This window comes from Streptomyces sp. AM8-1-1, assembly GCF_032229325.1.
In the GTDB taxonomy this organism is placed as follows: Bacteria; Actinomycetota; Actinomycetes; order Streptomycetales; family Streptomycetaceae; genus Streptomyces; species Streptomyces achmelvichensis.
Genome location: NZ_CP135086.1, coordinates 4,799,405 through 4,817,825 on the forward strand (window position 1 = coordinate 4,799,405; position 18,421 = coordinate 4,817,825).

Here is an 18,421-nt window from a genome sequence, read left to right on the forward strand (position 1 = left end):
ACACCCCCTGAGTGATAGAAAGAAGCACCGCTCGACTGGTACAGGACAGCGGATTTCATGTCCGAAACGCTTCCTCGCGGAGGTGGGGCGCTCGCCGGATCACCGAGGCGAGCGGCTCGGGCAGCAGGACCGCACAAGGGGGAAGTGCAGATGACTCAGCCGCCCGGGCAGCAACAGCCGCACGGGGGCTCCGGCGTTTCGCGGGGCACGCAGCAAGCGGTTCCTCCCCAGCCGGCCCGGCCGCCCGCTCCGTACGGCGGGCCTCCCGCGCCGCCGCCGCAGCACGACGGTGCACACGCCCGGCCCGGCAGGCGCCGGCTTTCGCACAGCCTCGACGACGCGGAAGAGAGGGAGACGAAAACGATGATGGCCTTTGGCAAGTGACCGCGTTCTGAGTCATTCGGATCCTTCGGACATCCCCAACCCTTCTCCCATCTCCCCACTTCCAGAGGTAGACAAATGACACAGCCGCCGCCGCCCAACCAGCCGCCGAACCAGCCTCCGTACGGTGCCCCGCAGCCCCCGGCGCAGCCGCCGCAGGGCCCGCCCGCCGGTGCGCCCGGCTACGGCTACCCGCAGCAGCCGCCCACCCAGCCCGGTTACGGCTACCCGCAGCAGCCTCCGGGGCAGCCGGGTCCGTACAACCAGCAGCCCGGCCCGTACAACCAGCAGCCGGGTCCGTACGGCCAGCAGCCCGGTCCCTACGGCGGCTACCCGACCCAGCCGCAGTACCCGGGTATGCCCACCCCGCCCGGCAACGGCGGCGGAGGCTTCTTCAAGGGCAAGCCCGGTGTCATCATCGGCGCGGCGGTCGCCGGGCTCCTGGTGATCGGCGGCGGTACCTGGTTCGCCCTCAGCGGCGACGACAAGGACGACAAGCAGAAGAACGTCAGCAAGAGCGAAGACCCGAAGCCGTCCACCTCCGAGTCCATCGACCAGGGCGACGGCAACGGCACCGGCCAGGAAGGCAACGACGACCTCAACGCCGGGCGCAAGCCGGGTGAGGCGAAGGTCCTGTTCCTCACGAAGAACGACGTCGACCTGCCCCGCAACGGCGCGGAGACGTTCGGCCCGTGGGTGGCCGGCGACACCGTCGTCAAGGCCATGTACAAGGAGGTCGTCGGCTACTCGGCGACCGACGGCAAGAAGAAGTGGACGCTGACGCTGCCGGCCGAGGTGTGCTCGGCGCCCGCGCAGACCACCACCGACGGCCGGATCGTCATCGGCGTCAAGGACGGTCTCACCGAGAAGGCCAAGTGCCTCAACCTGCAGATGATCGACCTCAAGACCGGCAAGGCGGGCTGGAAGAAGTCCATCCCGAAGGTCAGCGGTTTCGGGGGCCTGTCCGACTTCACCCTGTCGATCAGCGGCAACACCCTCGCCGCGGGCGGCACCGGTAACTCCTACGGCTTCTCCATGGCCGACGGAAAGCAGATCTTCCAGGGCCCGAGCAGCGGCTGCAAGCCGTTCGCCTTCGCCGGCGGCCCCAAGCTGATCGCCGCCGCCAGCTGCCCCACCTCGGACTACAACAAGCCCAAGCACCAGCTGTCGGAGGTCGACCCGGCCACCGGCAAGCCGAAGTGGACGTACAACGCGCCCGTGGGCTGGGAGATCGACAAGGTCTACTCCACCAGCCCGCTCGTCATCTCGCTCACCCAGCGCGAGCCGAAGAAGTGGTCCATCGTCGCGCTCAAGGACAACGGCACGCCCCGCTCGCAGATCGACGGCGGCAAGGACAAGTTCCAGCCCCGCTGCGGCGGCTCGTTCGTGATCTTCGGACAGAACCTCGAGGGCTGCACCGGTGTCGCCGCCGACGCGAACACCTTCTACATGGCCACCGAGCCCGCCCAGGCCGGCAAGGCAAACGAGGTCGTCGCGTTCAACCTGGACACCGGTAAGGCCAAGTGGCGCTCGCCCTCGGGCGGCGACAGCCAGATGACGCCGCTGAAGATGGAGAGCGGCAACGTCATCGTCTACCGCGAGGCGTCCTACGACGCCGGCGGCGCCATCGCCTCGATCGCTCCGACCGGCGGTGCCCCGAAGGTGCTGCTCCAGCACCCGGAGTCGACCGCGGAGATCGAGAACACCTTCTACTCCCCGCACATGGTCTACGCCGACGGCAGGTTCTTCCTCGCCGCGGGCCGGGTCAGCGCGAGCAACGACGCCGAGGAGAAGGAGACGAAGACCATGATGGCCTTCGGCAAGTGACCGCGTCCGAGCATCTGACCGCCGCCCCGCATCCCCTTTCATCCGAGGTACGCACGCCATGACGCAGCCGCCACCGCCGCCACCGAACCAGCCCCCGCAGGGGGGAGGGTTCGGCGCGCCCCAGGAGCCTCCGGCCGGAGGCTTCGGAGCTCCGACCCCGCCGCCGCAGGACCCCTCGTACGGCTATCCGCAGACCCCGCCGGCCGGCCCGCCGCAGGCGCCGCCGCCGGGACAGCCCGGCTACGGCTACCCGCAGGCCCCGGGCCAGGCACCGGGCTACGGCTATCCGCAGACCCCGCCGGGACAGCAGCCGCCCACCCAGCCCGGCTACGGGTACCCGACGCAGCCCGTGCAGCCGCAGTACATGCCGCCGCACCCGGGCGGCGGTGGCGGCAAGAAGCTGAACACGCAGATGCAGATCATCATCGCGGCGGCCGTCGCGGTGCTGCTGATCGTCGGCGGCGGCGTCTGGTTCGCCTCCACCAAGGACGACGGCGAGAGCAAGAAGGACGAGGCGAAGAACAGCTCCGGCGGCTCGTCGGAGGGCACCACCGGGGCCACCGGCGGCAAGGCGGCCGACGGACCCGGCAAGGAGAAGGCGCCTGCGAACGTCAACTCCAAGGTCGCCTTCCAGCTTCCGGAGCCGGCCCGCACCGACCTCACCAACGTCAAGGGCGCCTGGGTCACCGACAAGGCCTTCGTCAAGCCCGGCGTGAACTCGATCGTCGGCTACGACGTGGCCAAGGGCACCCCGCTGTGGACCCTGCCGCTGCCCGGCCAGGTCTGTGCCACCTCCCGCCACCAGTCCACGGACAACAAGGTCGGCGTCGTCTTCGAGGCCGCCAAGCGCAAGCCGCCGCGGAACTACGAGCCGTGCACGGAGGTCGGCGTCGTCGACCTCAACACCGGCACGCTGAAGTGGCACAAGTCCGTCACCGGCACCCAGAGCGGTGACGGCAAGGCCAAGTTCACCGAGGTCACCCAGAGCGGGACCACGGTCGCCGTGGGCGGCACCGACGGCGGCGCCGCCTTCGACATCAACACCGGCGCCATCCGCTGGAAGCCCGACATCGGCGCCGACGGCTGCTACGACATGGGCTACGGCGGCGGCGCGGCGATCGTCGCGGTCCGCAAGTGCGGCTCGTACGACAACCGGCAGGTCGTCATCCAGGGCGTGAACCCGGACAACGGCACCCCGCTGTACTCGTTCAAGATGCCCGCCGGCGTGGAGTGGGCGAGCATCGTCAACTCCAAGCCGCTGGTGGTCGCCGCCGACGTCGGCGACACCGGTTCGTTCGGTATCTCGGACTTCTTCTCGGTCGACGACAAGGGCGTCCTCAAGACCAAGATCTCCGCGACCGGCGACAAGTTCCAGGCGCGCTGCCGCTCCACGGAGGTCGAGTCCTGCACGAAGGTCACGGTGGGCAACGGGCGGATCTATCTGCCGACCGCCGACCACGAGGGCACGGGGGAGTACGGCGACACCAACGAGATCGTCTCCTTCGACCTCGGCACCGGAAAGCCGACCAGCGACCGTGCGGACGCGGGCGACCGGTACACGATGTTCCCGCTGCGCATGGACGGTGGAAACCTGATCGCGTACAAGTGGCCTCCGTACGACAAGGGCGGCCAGGTCGTCAGCATCGACGGCGCCACCTTCAAGCAGACGGTGCTCATGGAGAACCCCTCCGACAAGTCGGTGCGCGAGGCGGAGACCAGCTTCGTCGCCGACAGCGCCGACTACCGGTACGCGAACGGGCGGTTCTACATCGGCGCCACCCTGATGAGCAAGCCGACCTCGACCTCGTCGTCGTTCGGCAAGAAGTATCTGGCGGTCGCCTTCACCACGGCGGACTGATCGCACCACCCCGTCGCCGGCCGTCCGGCGACCGCACATGATCAAGGGCCCGGCACATCGGAGAACCGATGTGCCGGGCCCTGGTCACAAGTAGCCCCGTTTGGCGAAGAATTCGGCACCTTGGGGGGCTTCTGCCGAGTTAGGGGCGCGCAAAGTCGAACAAGCGTGTAGCTTGCCGGGTCAGAAGGCCGGGGGGTCATCCGCGGCGGGGGATGGGGGTTGCTCGATGGGCGTGCGGCTCATGGTGCTGGACGATCACCGACTGCTCGCGGAGGCGCTCGCCTCGGCCCTGAAGCTGCGGGGACACCGGGTGCTCGCCGCCGCGGCTCCCGCGGCAGGCGCCGCCGATCTCGTCGTCAGCAGGGCGCCCGAGGTCTGTCTGCTGGGCACCGCGACACCCGCCGAGCCCGGCGCGTTCGACCCGATCGTGAAGATCAAACGTGAGCGGCCCCAGGTGGCGGTGGTGGTGCTGGGCCCGGTGCCGAGCCCCCGCGGAATCGCCGCGGCCTTCGCGGCCGGCGCCTCCGGTTATGTGCGCCACGACGAGCGCATCGAGGGCGTGGAGCGCGCCATGGTCAAGGCGCGTGCGGGTGAGGCGGTGGTGGCCCCGCAGCTGCTCCAGGGCGCGTTCGCCGAACTGCTCAACCCCGCGGTCCAGCCGGACGACGAGGGGCAGCGGCTGCTGCAACTGCTCACCCCGCGCGAGGTCGAGGTACTGGTCAGGGTGGCGGAGGGCGAGGACACCCGGCTGATCGCGGCCGGTATGGGCATCGCGCCGAGCACGGCCCGTACCCATGTGCAGCGGGTGCTGATGAAGCTGGGGGTGGGCTCCCGGCTGGAGGCCGCCGCGCTCGCGGCGCGTACCGGACTGCTGGACCGGGCGGCGATCGCCTCACCACCCGGCCCGTTGCCCGGTTACCCGGGGGCGGCCGGTCTCTCCGACCCGCCTCCTCCATCGGAGCAGTAGCTCAGCGCCCTCGGCATGGTGCCCGGCGTCAGGCGTCCTCGGCGGGGGTCGGCGGCGCGATGGGGCGCAGCTTCAGCCAGAGAAGGAAGAACAGCCCCAGGGCGAGCATGCCGAGGCCGGTCCAGAGATTGATGTTGACGCCCTCGGCCTTCTTGAGATCCGCGTCGGACGCGAGGATCCCGGCGATCGTGACGATGATCCCGTAGAGGGTGAACAGGCCGCCGATGATGAGCCGGATGTCGAAGAGACGGGCCGCGGTGGCGGACTTGCGCTCCAGCTCGGAGACTTCACGCTGCAGTTCGGACATGTGGGGGTGCCTCCGATCGGGTCAGAAGGAGAAGGGGATGTAGCAGGCGGCGGCGAGCACGATCGCGCCCCAGCCCAGCAGGGCGGGCCTGCGGTACCAGGCGCTGTCGCCCTCCTCCGGCGCCTCCTCCATGCCCGGTGAGGTGGTTCCGTAGACCAGACCGGCCAGTTCGGCCTCGGGCTTCGGCGCGGTGAACAGGGTGACGACCACCATCACGAGCGCGCCGGCGACGAAGGCGACGATCGCGGAGACGAAGTTGGCGCCCTGGTCGGTCGGGATGTCGATGACGCCCTGCTTGTAGATCCAGAAGTAGTTGACCATCGCGGCCGACGTGCCCGCGAAGAGGCCCCAGGCGCCGGACTTCATCGAGGCCCGCTTCCAGAACATGCCGATGATGAAGACCACGAACATCGGGACGTTGAAGAACGAGAACAGCGTCTGGAGGTAGCCCATGATGTTGCTGAAGCTGGAGGCGAGGAAGGCGGTGCCGATGGAGCACAGCACGCCGATCGCGGTGATCAGCCGGCCGAAGCGCAGGTAGTAGCGGTCCTCGCGGCCCTGCTTCACGTACTTCGCCCAGATGTCGTACGTGAACACGGTGTTGAAGGACGAGACGTTCGCCGCCATGCCGGCCATGAAAGCGGCGAGCAGTCCGGTCACCGCGATGCCGAGGACGCCGTTGGGCAGCAGTTCCTGCATCAGCAGCGGGATGGCGTCGTTGTAGGTGAGGTCGGAGCCCGCCGTGCCGATCTTCGGTACGAGGACGGCGGCGACCAGGCCCGGGATCATCACCAGGAAGACGATGAAGATCTTCGGGAAGGCGGCGATCAGCGGGGTGCGCTTGGCGGCGGACAGGTTCTTCGCGGACAGGGCCCGCTGGACCTCGGCGAAGTTGGTGGTCCAGTAGCCGAAGGAGAGCACGAAGCCGAGGCCGAGGACGATGGTGAGCCAGTTGGCGCCGAGCGGATTGGCGTCGCCGATGCCGGTGCCGCCCCAGGCGGTGAGGAAGTCGTCGCCGTGGCTCGCGGTGAGCGAGTCGCTCAGACCGTCCCAGCCGCCGACGCGCTTGAGACCGAGGAAGGTCAGGGGTATGAGCGCGGCGAGGATGACGAAGAACTGGAGGACCTCGTTGTAGATCGCCGAGGAGAGCCCGCCGACGGTGATGTACGCGAGGACGAAGAAGCCGGCGACGGCGATGGAGACCCACTGCGGCCAGCCCAGCAGCGCCTCCACCACGATCGACAGGGCGTAGAGGTTGACGCCGGCGATGAGGATCGCGGCGAAGGCGAAGAGGACCGAGCTCAGCAGGTGTGCGGATTTGTCGAACCGCTGGAGCAGGAACTCGGGGACGGACCGGACCTTGGAGCCGTAGTAGAACGGCATCATCACCAGGCCCAGGAAGACCATCGCCGGGATGGCGCCGATCCAGTACCAGTGCACGACGGCGACGCCGTACTGCGCGCCGGTGGCGGCCATGCCGAGGATCTCGGTGGCGCCCAGGTTGGCGGCGACGAAGGCCAGGCCGGTGACCCAGGCGGGCAGCGAGCGCCCGGAGAGGAAGAAGTCGAGACTGGTCTTGACGCTCGCCCGCGCGGCGAAGCCGATGCCCAGGACGACGGCGAAGTAGATCGCCAGGATTGCGTAGTCGAGTCCGTTGGTGGGGAGCCGAAGCCCTTCGGCCAGGTATTGCATGAAGTACTCGCTTCGTCGCGCGAACTGATCCCTGCGGAACCTACGCGTCCGTGTTCAATAACTGAACAGTTTTGTTGGTGTTCTTTGTTTGATCGTGATCGAGCTGGTGGAAATGTCCGAGGTAGGTGCATGCTGCATGCCCATTGACGACGCCTGTTGGCTTGTGATTTGTTATGTGCGGTTCTGTTTGGGAGGGTGAGGGAGTGCCACAGTGAAGAAGACGTCGACCCGGCTCGCCGACGGTCGTGAACTGCTCTACTTCGACTCCCGGGACGACACCGTCCGCGACGCCGTGGACCGGCGCCCGCTCGACCCTGTCGCCACCAGCTCCGAGATCCGCCGGGACCCCCTGCTCGGCGACTCGGTCGCCATCGCCTCGCACCGCCAGGGCCGCACCTACCACCCGCCCGCCGACGAGTGCCCGCTGTGCCCCTCACGCGACGGCCGCCTCAGCGAGATCCCGGCGTCCGACTACGACGTCGTCGTCTTCGAGAACCGCTTCCCCTCGCTCGCCGGCGGCTCCGGCCGCTGCGAGGTCGTCTGCTTCACCTCCGACCACGACGCGTCCTTCGCCGACCTCGACGAGGACCAGGCCGCGCTCGTCCTGGAGGCCTGGACCGACCGCACCGCCGAACTCGCCGAACTCCCGCAGGTGGAACAGGTCTTCTGCTTCGAGAACCGGGGCGCCGAGATCGGCGTCACCCTCGGCCACCCGCACGGCCAGATCTACGGATACCCCTTCGTCACCCCGCGCACGGAGCTCATGCTGCGCTCGGCCGCCGAGCACCGGGAGACGACGGGCCGCAACCTCTTCGACGACGTCGTCGAACGTGAACTGGCCGACGGCTCGCGGGTGGTCCTCACCGGTGAGCACTGGGTCGCCCTCGTGCCGTACGCCGCGCACTGGCCGTACGAGGTGCACCTCTACCCGCGGCGGCGCGTGCCCGACCTGCGGGCCCTGGACGACGCGGCGCGCACAGAGTTCCCACAGCTGTATCTGGAACTGTTGAGGCGCTTCGACCGGATCTTCGGGGAGGGCGAGCCGCCGACGCCGTACATCTCGGCCTGGCACCAGGCGCCGTTCAGCGAGCCCGGACGGGAGGACTTCGGGCTCCATCTCGAGCTTTTCACCATCCGACGCACTTCCGGCAAGCTGAAGTTCCTCGCCGGTTCCGAGTCCGGTATGAGCGTGTTCATCAACGATGTGCCGCCGGAAACCGCGGCCGAGCGACTGCGAGAGGTAGCGAGCGAGTGAGCAAGTACCTGGTGACGGGCGGGGCCGGATACGTCGGCAGCGTGGTGGCGCAGCACCTGCTGGAAGCGGGGCACGAGGTCACCGTCCTCGACAACCTGTCGACCGGCTTCCGGGAGGGCGTCCCGGCGGGCGCCGCCTTCGTCGAGGGCGACATCCGCGACGCCGCCAAGTGGCTGGACGACTCCTTCGACGCCGTGCTGCACTTCGCCGCGTTCTCGCAGGTCGGCGAGTCGGTGCTGAAGCCCGAGAAGTACTGGGACAACAACGTCGGCGGCACGATGGCCCTGCTCGCGGCGATGCGGTCGGCCGGGGTGCGCACGCTCGTCTTCTCCTCCACCGCGGCCACCTACGGCGAGCCGGTCTCCACGCCGATCACCGAGACCGACCCGACCGCGCCGACCAGCCCGTACGGCGCCTCCAAGCTCGCCGTCGACCACATGATCACCGGCGAGGCGGCGGCCCACGGACTCGCCGCGGTCTCACTGCGCTACTTCAACGTGGCCGGGGCGTACGGCTCCTGCGGCGAGCGCCACGAGCCCGAGTCGCACCTCATCCCGCTGGTCCTCCAGGTGGCGCTCGGCAAGCGGGAGTCGATCTCCGTGTTCGGCGACGACTACCCGACCCCCGACGGCACCTGCGTCCGGGACTATATCCATGTCGCGGACCTCGCCGAGGCCCATCTGCTGGCGCTGGACGCCGCGGCACCCGGCGAACACCTGATCTGCAACCTCGGCAACGGCAACGGGTTCTCGGTGCGCGAGGTCGTCGACACCGTGCGCCGCGTCACCGGGCACCCGGTGCCGGAGGTCGTGGCCCCGCGGCGCGGCGGCGATCCGGCGGTGCTGGTCGCATCGGCGCGGACCGCGCGCGAGCGCCTTGGCTGGCAGCCGTCCCGCGCGGACCTCGCGGGCATCGTGTCGGACGCGTGGGCCTTTGCCCGGGAGAGGGAGAACGCTTCATGAGCGACGGTGTGTGGGCGGCGCCCGGGCGGGTCAATCTGATCGGTGAACACACCGACTACAACGACGGTTTCGTGATGCCTTTCGCGCTGCCGCACACCACAATCGCGACGGTGTCACGGCGCGACGACGGCGTCCTGCGGCTGCACTCGGCGGGCGCCCCGGGCGCCGCCACCGAACTGCGCGTCACCGAACTCGCGCCCGGGCACGGGCCGCGGGGCTGGACCGACTACCCCGCCGGCGTCGTGTGGGCCCTGCGCGAGGCGGGCCACGCGGTGGGCGGCGCGGACATCCACTACGAGTCGACCGTGCCGACGGGCGCGGGCCTGTCGTCCTCCGCCGCACTGGAGGTCGTCACCGCGCTGGCCCTGAACGACCTGTACGAACTGGGCCTGGAGCGCGGCCGGATGGCGCGCCTGTGCCAGCGCGCCGAGAACATCTACGTCGGGGCGCCGACCGGGATCATGGACCAGACGGCGTCGGCGTGCTGCACCGAGGGCCACGCGCTGCACCTGGACACCCGCGACCTGTCCCAGCGCCAGATACCGCTCGACCTGGCCGGACAGGGCCTCGAACTCCTCGTGGTCGACACGCGGGTCAAGCACGCGCACAGCGACGGCGAGTACGGCAAGCGCCGGGCGGGCTGCGAGTCGGCGGCGGCGGCCCTGGGCGTACCCGCGCTCCGCGACATCGCCCACGACGCGCTCCCCGAGGCCCTCGACCGGCTGCCCGACCCCGAGATCCGGGCGCTGGCCAGGCACATCGTCACGGAGAACCACCGGGTGGAACGGGTGATCGCCCACCTGGAGGCGGGCGACATCCGCGCCACGGGCCCCGTCCTCACCGAGGGGCACGCCTCACTGCGCGACGACTTCCGCATCTCGTGCCCCGAGTTGGACCTGGTGGTCGACACGGCCCTGGCGGCGGGCGCGCTCGGCGCGAGGATGACGGGCGGCGGCTTCGGCGGCTCGGCGATCGTCCTCACCGAGGTCGCGCTGACGCCCGCGCTGACGAAGTCGGTCCAGGAGGCGTTCACTTCGGCGTCGTGGAAGCAGCCGCGGATCTTCTCGACGACACCGTCGGGAGGCGCGCGGCGGCTGTCCTGACACCGGTCCGGGGACATGGGCGGACGGGTAGTGGAGGCGTCGGCGGGCTGGGCCTCGCGGGTGTTCGGGGGACGGGCCGGGCAGGCACCCGGGCGGACGGGGCTTCGTGAGTGTCGGCGGACGGGTCCGGCAGGCACCGGCGGACGGGGGCCCCGCGGGTCCCGGCCGACCGGGCCGCGCATGTGCCACGCGACCATGCGTCCGCCCTTTGCGTCCGGAAGGCCGTCCGTCACCGCCCGCGCCCCGGCGCGCGTCCGCGCGCACGCTCCGCCCCCCGTTCCGGAGAGTGCCTCCTCGCGCCCCCACGTCCTGCGCCAGCAGGATCTCTGCCGTCCGGGGCCGTGAAGCGGGCAGTCCGCGCCGAACTGCGTCGACTTCTGTCTCACGACGAAACATCCGGCTCACCCTGCACAGGGTGAGCCATCAGTTCTGCAAATAACCTTCCCCTCCGGCCCCCCGCCCGTACGCTGATGCTCAGCACCGGTGGGGGCCGGTGTTGATCAGGGGGCGAGACAGTCGGGTACGACGCCCGGGGTGGGGTAACAGTCACAGCACGGCGGCGGCCGAGCAACCGCTGTACCACCCCTCCTTTCCGGGCGCCGTACCCGCGCCGGTCCGTCCTCCGAACCTGGGGGTGTCTGTGGTTCGTATCCGGGTCCTGGTGGTGGACGACCACCGCATCTTCGCCGAGTCGCTCGCTGCCGCCCTCGCGGCCGAGCCCGACGTCGACGTCTCCGCGGCCGGCAGCGGCCCCGCGGCGCTGCGATGTCTGGAGCGCGCCGCGTCCGAGGGCCGCCGGTTCGACGTCATGCTCGTCGACGCCGACCTCGGCACGGCCGCGGTCCCGAACCGCCCCGGCACCCACGCCGTCATCGCGCCGCGCGCCGTGTCGGACGACGGCGAGGACGGCCTCGTCGACGGCATCTCCCTGGTCGCGGGCGTCCGTTCGGGCCAGTCGTCCGTCCGCAGCGTCGTGCTCGCCGAGAAGGACGACCCGCGCCGCGCCGCACTCGCGCTGCAGGCAGGCGCCTCGGGCTGGGTGGCCAAGGACTGCTCGCTCCAGCGGCTGCTCGCGGTGATCCGGGGCGTCCTGCGGGACGAGACGCATCTGCCGCCCGCACTGCTCACCGGCGTGCTGCGCGAGCTGACCGCGGCCCGCAAGCACCGCACCGAGAGCGAGCGGCTCGTCGAGTCCCTCACCCCGCGCGAGCGGGAAGTGCTGCGGTGCATGGTCGCCGGCCTGGGGCGCAAAGCAGTCGCCGAGCGCCTCTTTCTGTCACCGCACACCGTCCGGACGCATATGCAGAACGTCCTCGGGAAGCTCGGGGTGCACTCGACGCTCGCCGCGGTAGCCCTCGCCCGCCGAGCCGGGGTCGGCCCGGCCGAACTAGCCGGGGATGTTGTCGAACGGGGCGGTCAACTGGCGTAGCAGAGCGGCCAGTTCCCCGCGCTGGGCGCGGGAGAGTTCGGCGAGGATCGCCCGCTCCTGGGCGAGCAGCCCGGCGAGCGCCTGGTCCGCCCGGTCCCGTCCCTCGGGGGTCAGCCGCACCAGTACCCCACGCCGGTCGCTGGGATCCGGAAGCCGCTCCACCAGGTCTTTCTTGGCCAGCCTGTCGATGCGATTGGTCATCGTGCCCGAGGTGACCAGTGTCTGGGTGAGCAGCTGACCGGGCGAGAGCTGGTACGGGGCGCCCGCGCGCCGCAGCGAGGTGAGGACGTCGAACTCCCACGGCTCCAACTGGTGCTCGGAGAAGGCGAGCCGGCGGGCGCGGTCGAGGTGGCGGGCGAGTCTGGAGACGCGACTGAGAACCTCGAGCGGTTCCACGTCGAGGTCCGGGCGCTCACGGCGCCATGCTGCGACCAGTCGATCGACCTCGTCCTCCATGTCGATCAGTGTAGAGGGTCTGTCGACGTGAAGTCTCTTGACGTCAAGATATAATCTGCTGGACGATTGGGCATGGTCGGGCCGGACCTCAGTTCCGGTTCGGCACACCGTTCCAGCAAGGGGGCTCGATCATGCATTCCGCACCAACGTGGGATCCGCACCAGTACCTTCGCCACTCCGGGCACCGTACCCGCCCGTTCCTGGATCTCCTCGCCCGTATACCCGACCTGCCCCGCGGCGACGGCAGGCCCGCCCGCATCGCGGACGTCGGATGCGGCCCCGGCAATGTCACCACGCTGCTCGCCGACCGCTGGCCCGACGCCCACATCACGGGCTTCGACCTGTCGCCCGAGATGCTCGCCCTGGCGCAGAAGGACCACGCCGGCACCACCTCGGGCGGCGGCTGGCTGGACTTCCGGCCCGCGGACGCGGCGCACTGGATCCCCGAGGAGCCGTACGACCTGATCGTCTCCAACGCCGCACTGCAATGGGTGCCCAACCATCCCGAATCGTTTCCGCGCTGGATCGAGGGCCTGAACCCCGGCGGCACCCTCGCCTTCCAGGTCCCCGGCAACTTCACCTCGCCCAGCCACGCCCTCCTCGGCGAACTCTGCGACACCCCGCAGTGGCGCAGCCGGCTCGGCGACCACGGACGGCGCTTCGTCCACATCCTGGAACCGGCCGACTATCTCTCGCGACTGGCAGACCTCGGCTGTGAGACGGATACCTGGGAGACGACCTACTTCCAACTCCTCGCCGGAGAGGACCCGGTCCTTGACTGGGTCAAGGGCACCGCCCTGCGACCGGTCCTCACCGAGCTCGCCGATGACGCGAACGCCGCTCATGAATTCCTTGCCCAGTACCGCGACCTGCTCCGCAAGGCCTACCCGCCGGGCCCGCACGGCACGGTGTTCCCCTTCCGCCGCATCTTCGCCGTCGCCCGGAAGGCCCTGTAATGCTCACCGCCGTCGACCATGTCCAACTGGCCGCGCCGCCCGGCTCCGAGGACGCGCTGCGCACCTATTACACGGATGCCCTCGGCATGACGGAGATCCCCAAGCCGCCGGTGCTCGCCGCCCGCGGCGGCTGCTGGTTCGCACGGGGCGCCGTCCAGCTGCACCTGGGCATCGAGGCGGACTTCCGCCCCGCCCGCAAGGCCCATCCCGGTCTGCGGGTGTCGGACATCGAGGCGTACGCCGCGCGCCTGGAGGAGCACGGCGCGGCGGTGGTCTGGGACGACGCGCTCCCCGGCCACGGGCGCTTCTACTCCGAGGACCCCGTCGGCAACCGGCTGGAATTCCTGCAACCGGTCACCCCGTAGAAACCGCGGCGCCCCGTCAGCCCTGTCCGGTGACGGGGCGACGGGGCGTAGGGATCAGCCCTTCGGCGTGATCGAAGGCGGTGCGGTTCCGGGCCGGCGGTTCCGGGCGGGCGGATTCGGGCCGGGCGGTTCCGGGCCCGGCGGTTTCGGGCGGGCCGATCAGCTCTTCCGGTGCCCTATCAACCGCGGCTTCGGCTCCAGACCGTCAAGTCCATGCCAAGCAAGATTCACCAGATGCGCGGCGACCTCGGCCTTCTTGGGACGGCGCGCGTCCAGCCACCACTGACCCGTCAGCGCCACCATGCCCACCAGCGCCTGGGCGTAGAGCGGAGCCAGCTTCGGGTCGAACCCCCGGTTCTTGAACTCCATCCCCAGGATGTCCTCGACCTGGGTGGCGATGTCGCTGATGAGCGAGGCGAACGTGCCCGTCGACTGGGCCACGGGGGAGTCCCGCACCAGAATGCGGAACCCGTCCGTGTAGGTCTCGATGTAGTCGAGAAGGGCGAACGCCGCCTGTTCCAGCAGCTCACGGGGGTGACCGGCGGTCAGCGCGCCGGTCACCATGTCGAGCAGCTGACGCATCTCGCGGTCCACCACCACCGCGTACAGCCCCTCCTTGCCGCCGAAGTGCTCGTAGACCACCGGCTTGGAAACACCGGCCTTCGCCGCGATCTCCTCGACCGACGTGCCCTCGAAGCCCTTCTCGGCGAACAAGGTGCGACCGATGTCCAGCAGCTGTTCGCGACGCTGCGCCCCGGTCATCCGCACCCGGCGGGCCCGCCTGGATGACCGGTTCTTCTCCGTACCGCTGCTGCCGCCGTCGATCGCCACGTCGTCAATCATGCCGCGTCTACGGGCTCGCCCTTGCGCCGGGCGTCGATACGGGACGCACTGGGCCACCGGACGTCGTAGGCCCAGCCGAGCTTCTCGAACCAGCGGATCAGGCGCGCGCTGGAGTCGAGCTGGCCGCGCAGCACGCCGTGACGTGCACAGGTCGGGTCCGCGTGGTGCAGGTTGTGCCAGGACTCGCCGCACGACAGCACCGCGAGCCACCACACGTTGCCCGAGCGGTCACGCGACTTGAAGGGGCGCTTGCCGACCGCATGGCAGATCGAGTTGATCGACCAGGTCACGTGGTGCAGCAGCGCCACGCGGACCAGCGAGCCCCAGAAGAAGGCGGTGAACGCGCCCCACCACGACATCGTCACCAGACCGCCCACGATCGGCGGGATGGCGAGCGAGAGCATGGTCCAGAAGATGAAGTCGCGCGAGATCCGCACCAGGGCCTTGTCCTTGATCAGGTCCGGGGCGTACTTGGTCTGCGACGTGCGCTCCTCGTCGAACATCCACGCGATGTGGGCCCACCACAGGCCCTTCATCAGCGCCGGCAGCGTCTCGCCGAACCGCCACGGCGAGTGCGGGTCGCCCTCGGCGTCCGAGAACTTGTGGTGCTTGCGGTGGTCGGCCACCCAGCGCACCAGCGGCCCCTCCACCGCCAGCGATCCCATGATCGCCAGGGCGATCCGCAGCGGCCGCTTGGCCTTGAAGGCGCCGTGCGTGAAGTAGCGGTGGAAGCCGATCGTGATGCCGTGGCAGCCGATGTAGTACATCGCCACCAGCAGACCCAGATCCAGCCAGCTCACGCCCCAGCCCCAGGCCAGCGGCACCGCGGCCAGCAGGGCGATGAAGGGAACCGTGATGAAGAGCAGCAGGGTGATCTGTTCGATGGACCTCTTGCTGTCGCCACCGAGGGTCGCGGAGGGAGCGTCAGTGGCGGTCGGCTTCGGGGTGTCGTCGAGCAGATCGGGGCTTGTCGTCATTTTGGGGTCCCCTGGGGGGTGAGAGATGCACGGTGAGGGCCGGGCTACGGATGCGTAACCTACGGCATCGTAAGTATGGCAGTGAGGAGCCTCGCGGCAAGAGACCTGTGGACAACGCCAGGGAAATGGACACCTATCCTGGGTCTCGTCGGACAGCGCGGTCCGCAGCCTCCAGTACCCCTCCAGACGTGCTCAAACACTGCAAGGAGCCGCACCTGTGAGCAGTGCCGACCAGAACCCCACGGCCAACGCCGAACTGCGAGCCGACATCCGCCGACTGGGCGACCTCCTGGGCGAGACCATCGTCCGCCAGGAAGGCCCTGACCTGCTCGAACTCGTGGAGAAGGTCCGCGCGCTCACGCGCAGCGACGGCGAGGCCGCAGCAGAGCTGCTGGGCGACACCGACCTGGAGACCGCGGCCAAGCTCGTCCGCGCGTTCTCCACCTACTTCCACCTGGCCAACGTCACCGAGCAGGTGCACCGCGGCCACGAGATGCGCGAGCGGCGCGCCGCCGAGGGCGGCCTGCTGGCCCGCACCGCGGACCGGCTCAAGGACGCCGACCCCCAGCACCTGCGCGAGACGGTCAAGAACCTCAACGTCCGCCCCGTGTTCACCGCGCACCCCACCGAGGCCGCCCGGCGCTCCGTACTGAACAAGCTGCGGCGCATCGCCGAACTGCTCGAAAGCCCCGTCGTCGCCTCCGACCGTCGCCGGCACGACCTGCGGCTCGCCGAGAACATCGACCTCATCTGGCAGACCGACGAGCTGCGCGTCGTACGGCCCGAGCCCGCCGACGAGGCCCGCAACGCCATCTACTACCTCGACGAACTGCACGCCGGCGCCGTCGGCGACGTCCTGGAGGACCTCGCCGCCGAGCTCGAACGCGTCGGCGTCGAGCTGCCCGCCGGCACCCGCCCGCTGACCTTCGGCACCTGGATCGGCGGCGACCGCGACGGCAACCCCAACGTCACCCCGTCCGTGACCTGGGACGTCCTGATCCTCCAGCACGAACACGGCATCACCGATGCCATCGAGGTCATCGACCAGCTGCGCGGACTGCTCTCCAACTCCATCCGCTACGCCGGCGCCACCGAGGAACTCCTCACCTCCCTGCAGAACGACCTCGACCTCCTGCCGGAGATCAGCCCCCGCTACAAGCGCCTCAACGCCGAGGAGCCCTACCGGCTCAAGGCCACCTGCATCCGGCAGAAGCTCGTCAACACCCGCGAGCGCCTCGCCAAGGGCACCCGGCACCAGAGCGGCCGCGACTACCTCGGCACCACCGAGCTCATCGCCGACCTCACCCTGATCCAGACGTCCCTGCGCGAACACCGCGGCGGCCTCTTCGCCGACGGACGCCTCGACCGCACCATCCGCACCCTCGCGGCGTTCGGCCTCCAGCTCGCCACCATGGACGTACGCGAGCACGCCGACGCCCACCACCACGCCCTCGGCCAGCTCTTCGACCGGCTCGGCGAGGAGTCCTGGCGCTACGCCGACATGCCCCGCGACTACCGGCAGAAGCTGCTCGCCAAGGAGCTGCGCTCCCGCAGGCCGCTCGCGCCCACCCCCGCCCCGCTGGACGCGGCCGGGCAGAAGACCCTCGGCGTCTTCGCCACCGTCAAGGAAGCCTTCGAGCGCTTCGGCCCCGAAGTCATCGAGTCGTACATCATCTCGATGTGCCAGGGCGCCGACGACGTCTTCGCCGCGGCCGTCCTGGCCCGCGAGGCAGGCCTCCTCGACCTCCACGCCGGCTGGGCCAAGATCGGCATCGTGCCCCTGCTGGAGACCACCGACGAGCTCAAGGCCGCCGACGTCATCCTCGACGGCATGCTCGCCGACCCCTCCTACCGGCGCCTCGTCTCCCTGCGCGGCGACGTTCAGGAGGTCATGCTCGGCTACTCCGACTCCTCCAAGTTCGGCGGCATCACCACCTCCCAGTGGGAGATCCACCGCGCCCAGCGCCGGCTGCGCGACGTCGCCCACCGCTACGGGGTCCGGCTGCGGCTCTTCCACGGCCGCGGCGGCACCGTCGGCCGCGGCGGCGGCCCCTCGCACGACGCCATCCTGGCCCAGCCCTGGGGCACGCTCGAGGGCGAGATCAAGGTGACCGAACAGGGCGAGGTCATCTCCGACAAGTATCTGATCCCCTCCCTGGCCAGGGAGAACCTGGAACTCACCGTCGCCGCGACCCTCCAGGCATCCGCCCTGCACACCGCCCCGCGGCAGTCCGACGAGGCACTGTCGCGCTGGGACGCGGCGATGGACACCGTCTCGGACGCGGCGCACGACGCCTACCGGCGGCTCGTCGAGGACCCGGACCTGCCCGCGTACTTCTTCGCGGCCACCCCCGTCGACCAGCTCGCCGACCTCCACCTCGGCTCCCGGCCCTCCCGCCGGCCCGACAGCGGCGCCGGACTCGACGGACTGCGCGCCATCCCGTGGGTCTTCGGCTGGACCCAGTCCCGGCAGATCGTGCCCGGCTGGTTCGGCGTCGGCTCCGGCCTGAAGGCCCTGCGCGAAGCGGGGCTCGACACGGTCCTCGACGAGATGCACGAACAGTGGCACTTCTTCCGCAACTTCATCGCGAACGTCGAGATGACCCTCGCGAAGACCGACCTGCGGATCGCCCGCCACTACGTCGACACCCTCGTGCCCGACGACCTCAAGCACGTCTTCGCCACCATCGAGGCAGAGCACGCGCTGACGGTCAGCGAGGTCCTCAAGGTCACCGGCGGCACCGAACTGCTCGGCTCCAACCCGGTGCTGCGGCAGACGTTCGGCATCCGTGACGCCTACCTCGACCCGATCTCCTACCTCCAGGTCTCGCTGCTGGCACGCCAGCGCAAGGCGGCCGAGAAGGGGGAAGAGCCCGACCCGCTGCTGGCGAGGGCCCTGCTGCTGACGGTGAACGGCGTGGCGGCAGGTCTGCGCAACACCGGCTGACGACAACCGGCTGACGACAGGGGACCGGGCCCTGCGCGACGACGCGCAGGTCCCGGCGCCGGCCTCGACCACAGCGTGAAGCCCGACCACGGCGTG

The 18,421-nt window shown here is 70.0% G+C and carries 15 protein-coding genes; 10 read left to right on the top strand and 5 right to left on the bottom strand.

The annotated features are described in order from the left end of the window. Nucleotides 1-459 precede the first annotated feature (459 nt). The 3 genes from RPQ07_RS21705 (at nt 460) to RPQ07_RS21715 (ending at nt 5,033) form a co-directional block, all read left to right on the top strand. Nucleotides 460-2,208 (top strand): PQQ-binding-like beta-propeller repeat protein, encoded by a 1,749-nt coding sequence (locus RPQ07_RS21705; RefSeq protein ID WP_313945840.1) that lies wholly within the window; start codon nt 460-462, stop codon nt 2,206-2,208. Nucleotides 2,209-2,266: 58 nt separating this feature from the next. Continuing rightward, on the top strand, nt 2,267-4,066 hold the full coding sequence (locus tag RPQ07_RS21710) for a PQQ-binding-like beta-propeller repeat protein (RefSeq protein WP_313945841.1): 1,800 nt from the start codon (nt 2,267-2,269) through the stop codon (nt 4,064-4,066). A gap of 226 nt (nt 4,067-4,292) precedes the next feature. Further along, nucleotides 4,293-5,033 (top strand): helix-turn-helix transcriptional regulator, encoded by a 741-nt coding sequence (locus RPQ07_RS21715; protein ID WP_313945842.1) that lies wholly within the window; start codon nt 4,293-4,295, stop codon nt 5,031-5,033. A 28-nt stretch (nt 5,034-5,061) separates the two neighbouring features. Here RPQ07_RS21715 and RPQ07_RS21720 read toward each other — a convergent pair whose 3' ends face one another. Continuing rightward, complete coding sequence (locus RPQ07_RS21720) at nt 5,062-5,340, bottom strand: hypothetical protein (RefSeq protein ID WP_313945843.1); 279 nt, start codon at nt 5,338-5,340, stop codon at nt 5,062-5,064. A gap of 21 nt (nt 5,341-5,361) precedes the next feature. Then, entirely contained in the window at nt 5,362-7,032 is a 1,671-nt protein-coding gene (locus tag RPQ07_RS21725) for a sodium:solute symporter family protein (RefSeq protein WP_313945844.1), read from the bottom strand. A 211-nt stretch (nt 7,033-7,243) separates the two neighbouring features. Between RPQ07_RS21725 and galT the strand changes: the two genes are divergently transcribed. From galT to RPQ07_RS21745, 4 genes are all read left to right on the top strand, one after another. Next, nucleotides 7,244-8,287, top strand: a complete 1,044-nt coding sequence (gene galT, locus RPQ07_RS21730) for a galactose-1-phosphate uridylyltransferase (RefSeq protein WP_313945845.1) — start codon at nt 7,244-7,246, stop codon at nt 8,285-8,287. Continuing rightward, on the top strand, nt 8,284-9,249 hold the full coding sequence (gene galE, locus RPQ07_RS21735; protein ID WP_313945846.1) for a UDP-glucose 4-epimerase GalE: 966 nt from the start codon (nt 8,284-8,286) through the stop codon (nt 9,247-9,249). Before galT ends, galE begins: the two co-directional genes overlap by 4 nt. After that, nucleotides 9,246-10,352 (top strand): galactokinase, encoded by a 1,107-nt coding sequence (gene galK, locus RPQ07_RS21740; protein WP_313945847.1) that lies wholly within the window; start codon nt 9,246-9,248, stop codon nt 10,350-10,352. Before galE ends, galK begins: the two co-directional genes overlap by 4 nt. 640 nt (nt 10,353-10,992) lie before the next feature. Then, nucleotides 10,993-11,781 (top strand): response regulator transcription factor, encoded by a 789-nt coding sequence (locus RPQ07_RS21745; protein WP_313948973.1) that lies wholly within the window; start codon nt 10,993-10,995, stop codon nt 11,779-11,781. Here the strand turns inward: RPQ07_RS21745 and tamR are convergent. Further along, complete coding sequence (gene tamR, locus RPQ07_RS21750; protein ID WP_313945848.1) at nt 11,740-12,237, bottom strand: MarR family transcriptional regulator TamR; 498 nt, start codon at nt 12,235-12,237, stop codon at nt 11,740-11,742. The genes RPQ07_RS21745 and tamR overlap by 42 nt on opposite strands. A gap of 131 nt (nt 12,238-12,368) precedes the next feature. On the opposite strand from tamR, the gene RPQ07_RS21755 reads away from it, so the two are divergent. Together RPQ07_RS21755 and RPQ07_RS21760 are read left to right on the top strand one after the other, a co-directional pair. Then, nucleotides 12,369-13,193: a trans-aconitate 2-methyltransferase gene (locus RPQ07_RS21755; RefSeq protein ID WP_313945849.1), complete on the top strand. Its 825-nt coding sequence runs from the start codon at nt 12,369-12,371 to the stop codon at nt 13,191-13,193. Beyond that, nucleotides 13,193-13,558, top strand: coding sequence for a VOC family protein (locus RPQ07_RS21760; RefSeq protein ID WP_313945850.1), 366 nt, complete (start codon nt 13,193-13,195; stop codon nt 13,556-13,558). Before RPQ07_RS21755 ends, RPQ07_RS21760 begins: the two co-directional genes overlap by 1 nt. A 159-nt stretch (nt 13,559-13,717) precedes the next feature. Here the strand turns inward: RPQ07_RS21760 and RPQ07_RS21765 are convergent, their stop codons facing one another. Continuing rightward, entirely contained in the window at nt 13,718-14,401 is a 684-nt protein-coding gene (locus RPQ07_RS21765; RefSeq protein WP_313945851.1) for a TetR/AcrR family transcriptional regulator, read from the bottom strand. Then, nucleotides 14,398-15,378: an acyl-CoA desaturase gene (locus tag RPQ07_RS21770; RefSeq protein WP_313945852.1), complete on the bottom strand. Its 981-nt coding sequence runs from the start codon at nt 15,376-15,378 to the stop codon at nt 14,398-14,400. Before RPQ07_RS21770 ends, RPQ07_RS21765 begins: the two co-directional genes overlap by 4 nt. 217 nt (nt 15,379-15,595) lie before the next feature. Here RPQ07_RS21770 and ppc point away from each other — a divergent pair, with 217 nt between their 5' ends. Then, a complete protein-coding gene (gene ppc, locus RPQ07_RS21775; protein ID WP_313945853.1) occupies nt 15,596-18,325 on the top strand; it encodes a phosphoenolpyruvate carboxylase in 2,730 nt (909 codons plus the stop codon). Nucleotides 18,326-18,421 lie beyond the last annotated feature (96 nt).

What these genes read in the sequence shown, in the direction of transcription:
- RPQ07_RS21725 (WP_313945844.1), bottom strand. Translation starts at nt 7,032, where the DNA reads ATGCAATACCTGGCCGAAGGGCTTCGGCTCCCCACCAACGGACTCGAC.
- RPQ07_RS21770 (WP_313945852.1), bottom strand. Translation starts at nt 15,378, where the DNA reads ATGACGACAAGCCCCGATCTGCTCGACGACACCCCGAAGCCGACCGCC.
- tamR (WP_313945848.1), bottom strand. Translation starts at nt 12,237, where the DNA reads ATGGAGGACGAGGTCGATCGACTGGTCGCAGCATGGCGCCGTGAGCGC.
- RPQ07_RS21760 (WP_313945850.1), top strand. Translation starts at nt 13,193, where the DNA reads ATGCTCACCGCCGTCGACCATGTCCAACTGGCCGCGCCGCCCGGCTCC.
- RPQ07_RS21755 (WP_313945849.1), top strand. Translation starts at nt 12,369, where the DNA reads ATGCATTCCGCACCAACGTGGGATCCGCACCAGTACCTTCGCCACTCC.
- RPQ07_RS21710 (WP_313945841.1), top strand. Translation starts at nt 2,267, where the DNA reads ATGACGCAGCCGCCACCGCCGCCACCGAACCAGCCCCCGCAGGGGGGA.
- RPQ07_RS21715 (WP_313945842.1), top strand. Translation starts at nt 4,293, where the DNA reads ATGGGCGTGCGGCTCATGGTGCTGGACGATCACCGACTGCTCGCGGAG.
- galK (WP_313945847.1), top strand. Translation starts at nt 9,246, where the DNA reads ATGAGCGACGGTGTGTGGGCGGCGCCCGGGCGGGTCAATCTGATCGGT.
- RPQ07_RS21720 (WP_313945843.1), bottom strand. Translation starts at nt 5,340, where the DNA reads ATGTCCGAACTGCAGCGTGAAGTCTCCGAGCTGGAGCGCAAGTCCGCC.
- RPQ07_RS21705 (WP_313945840.1), top strand. Translation starts at nt 460, where the DNA reads ATGACACAGCCGCCGCCGCCCAACCAGCCGCCGAACCAGCCTCCGTAC.
- RPQ07_RS21765 (WP_313945851.1), bottom strand. Translation starts at nt 14,401, where the DNA reads ATGATTGACGACGTGGCGATCGACGGCGGCAGCAGCGGTACGGAGAAG.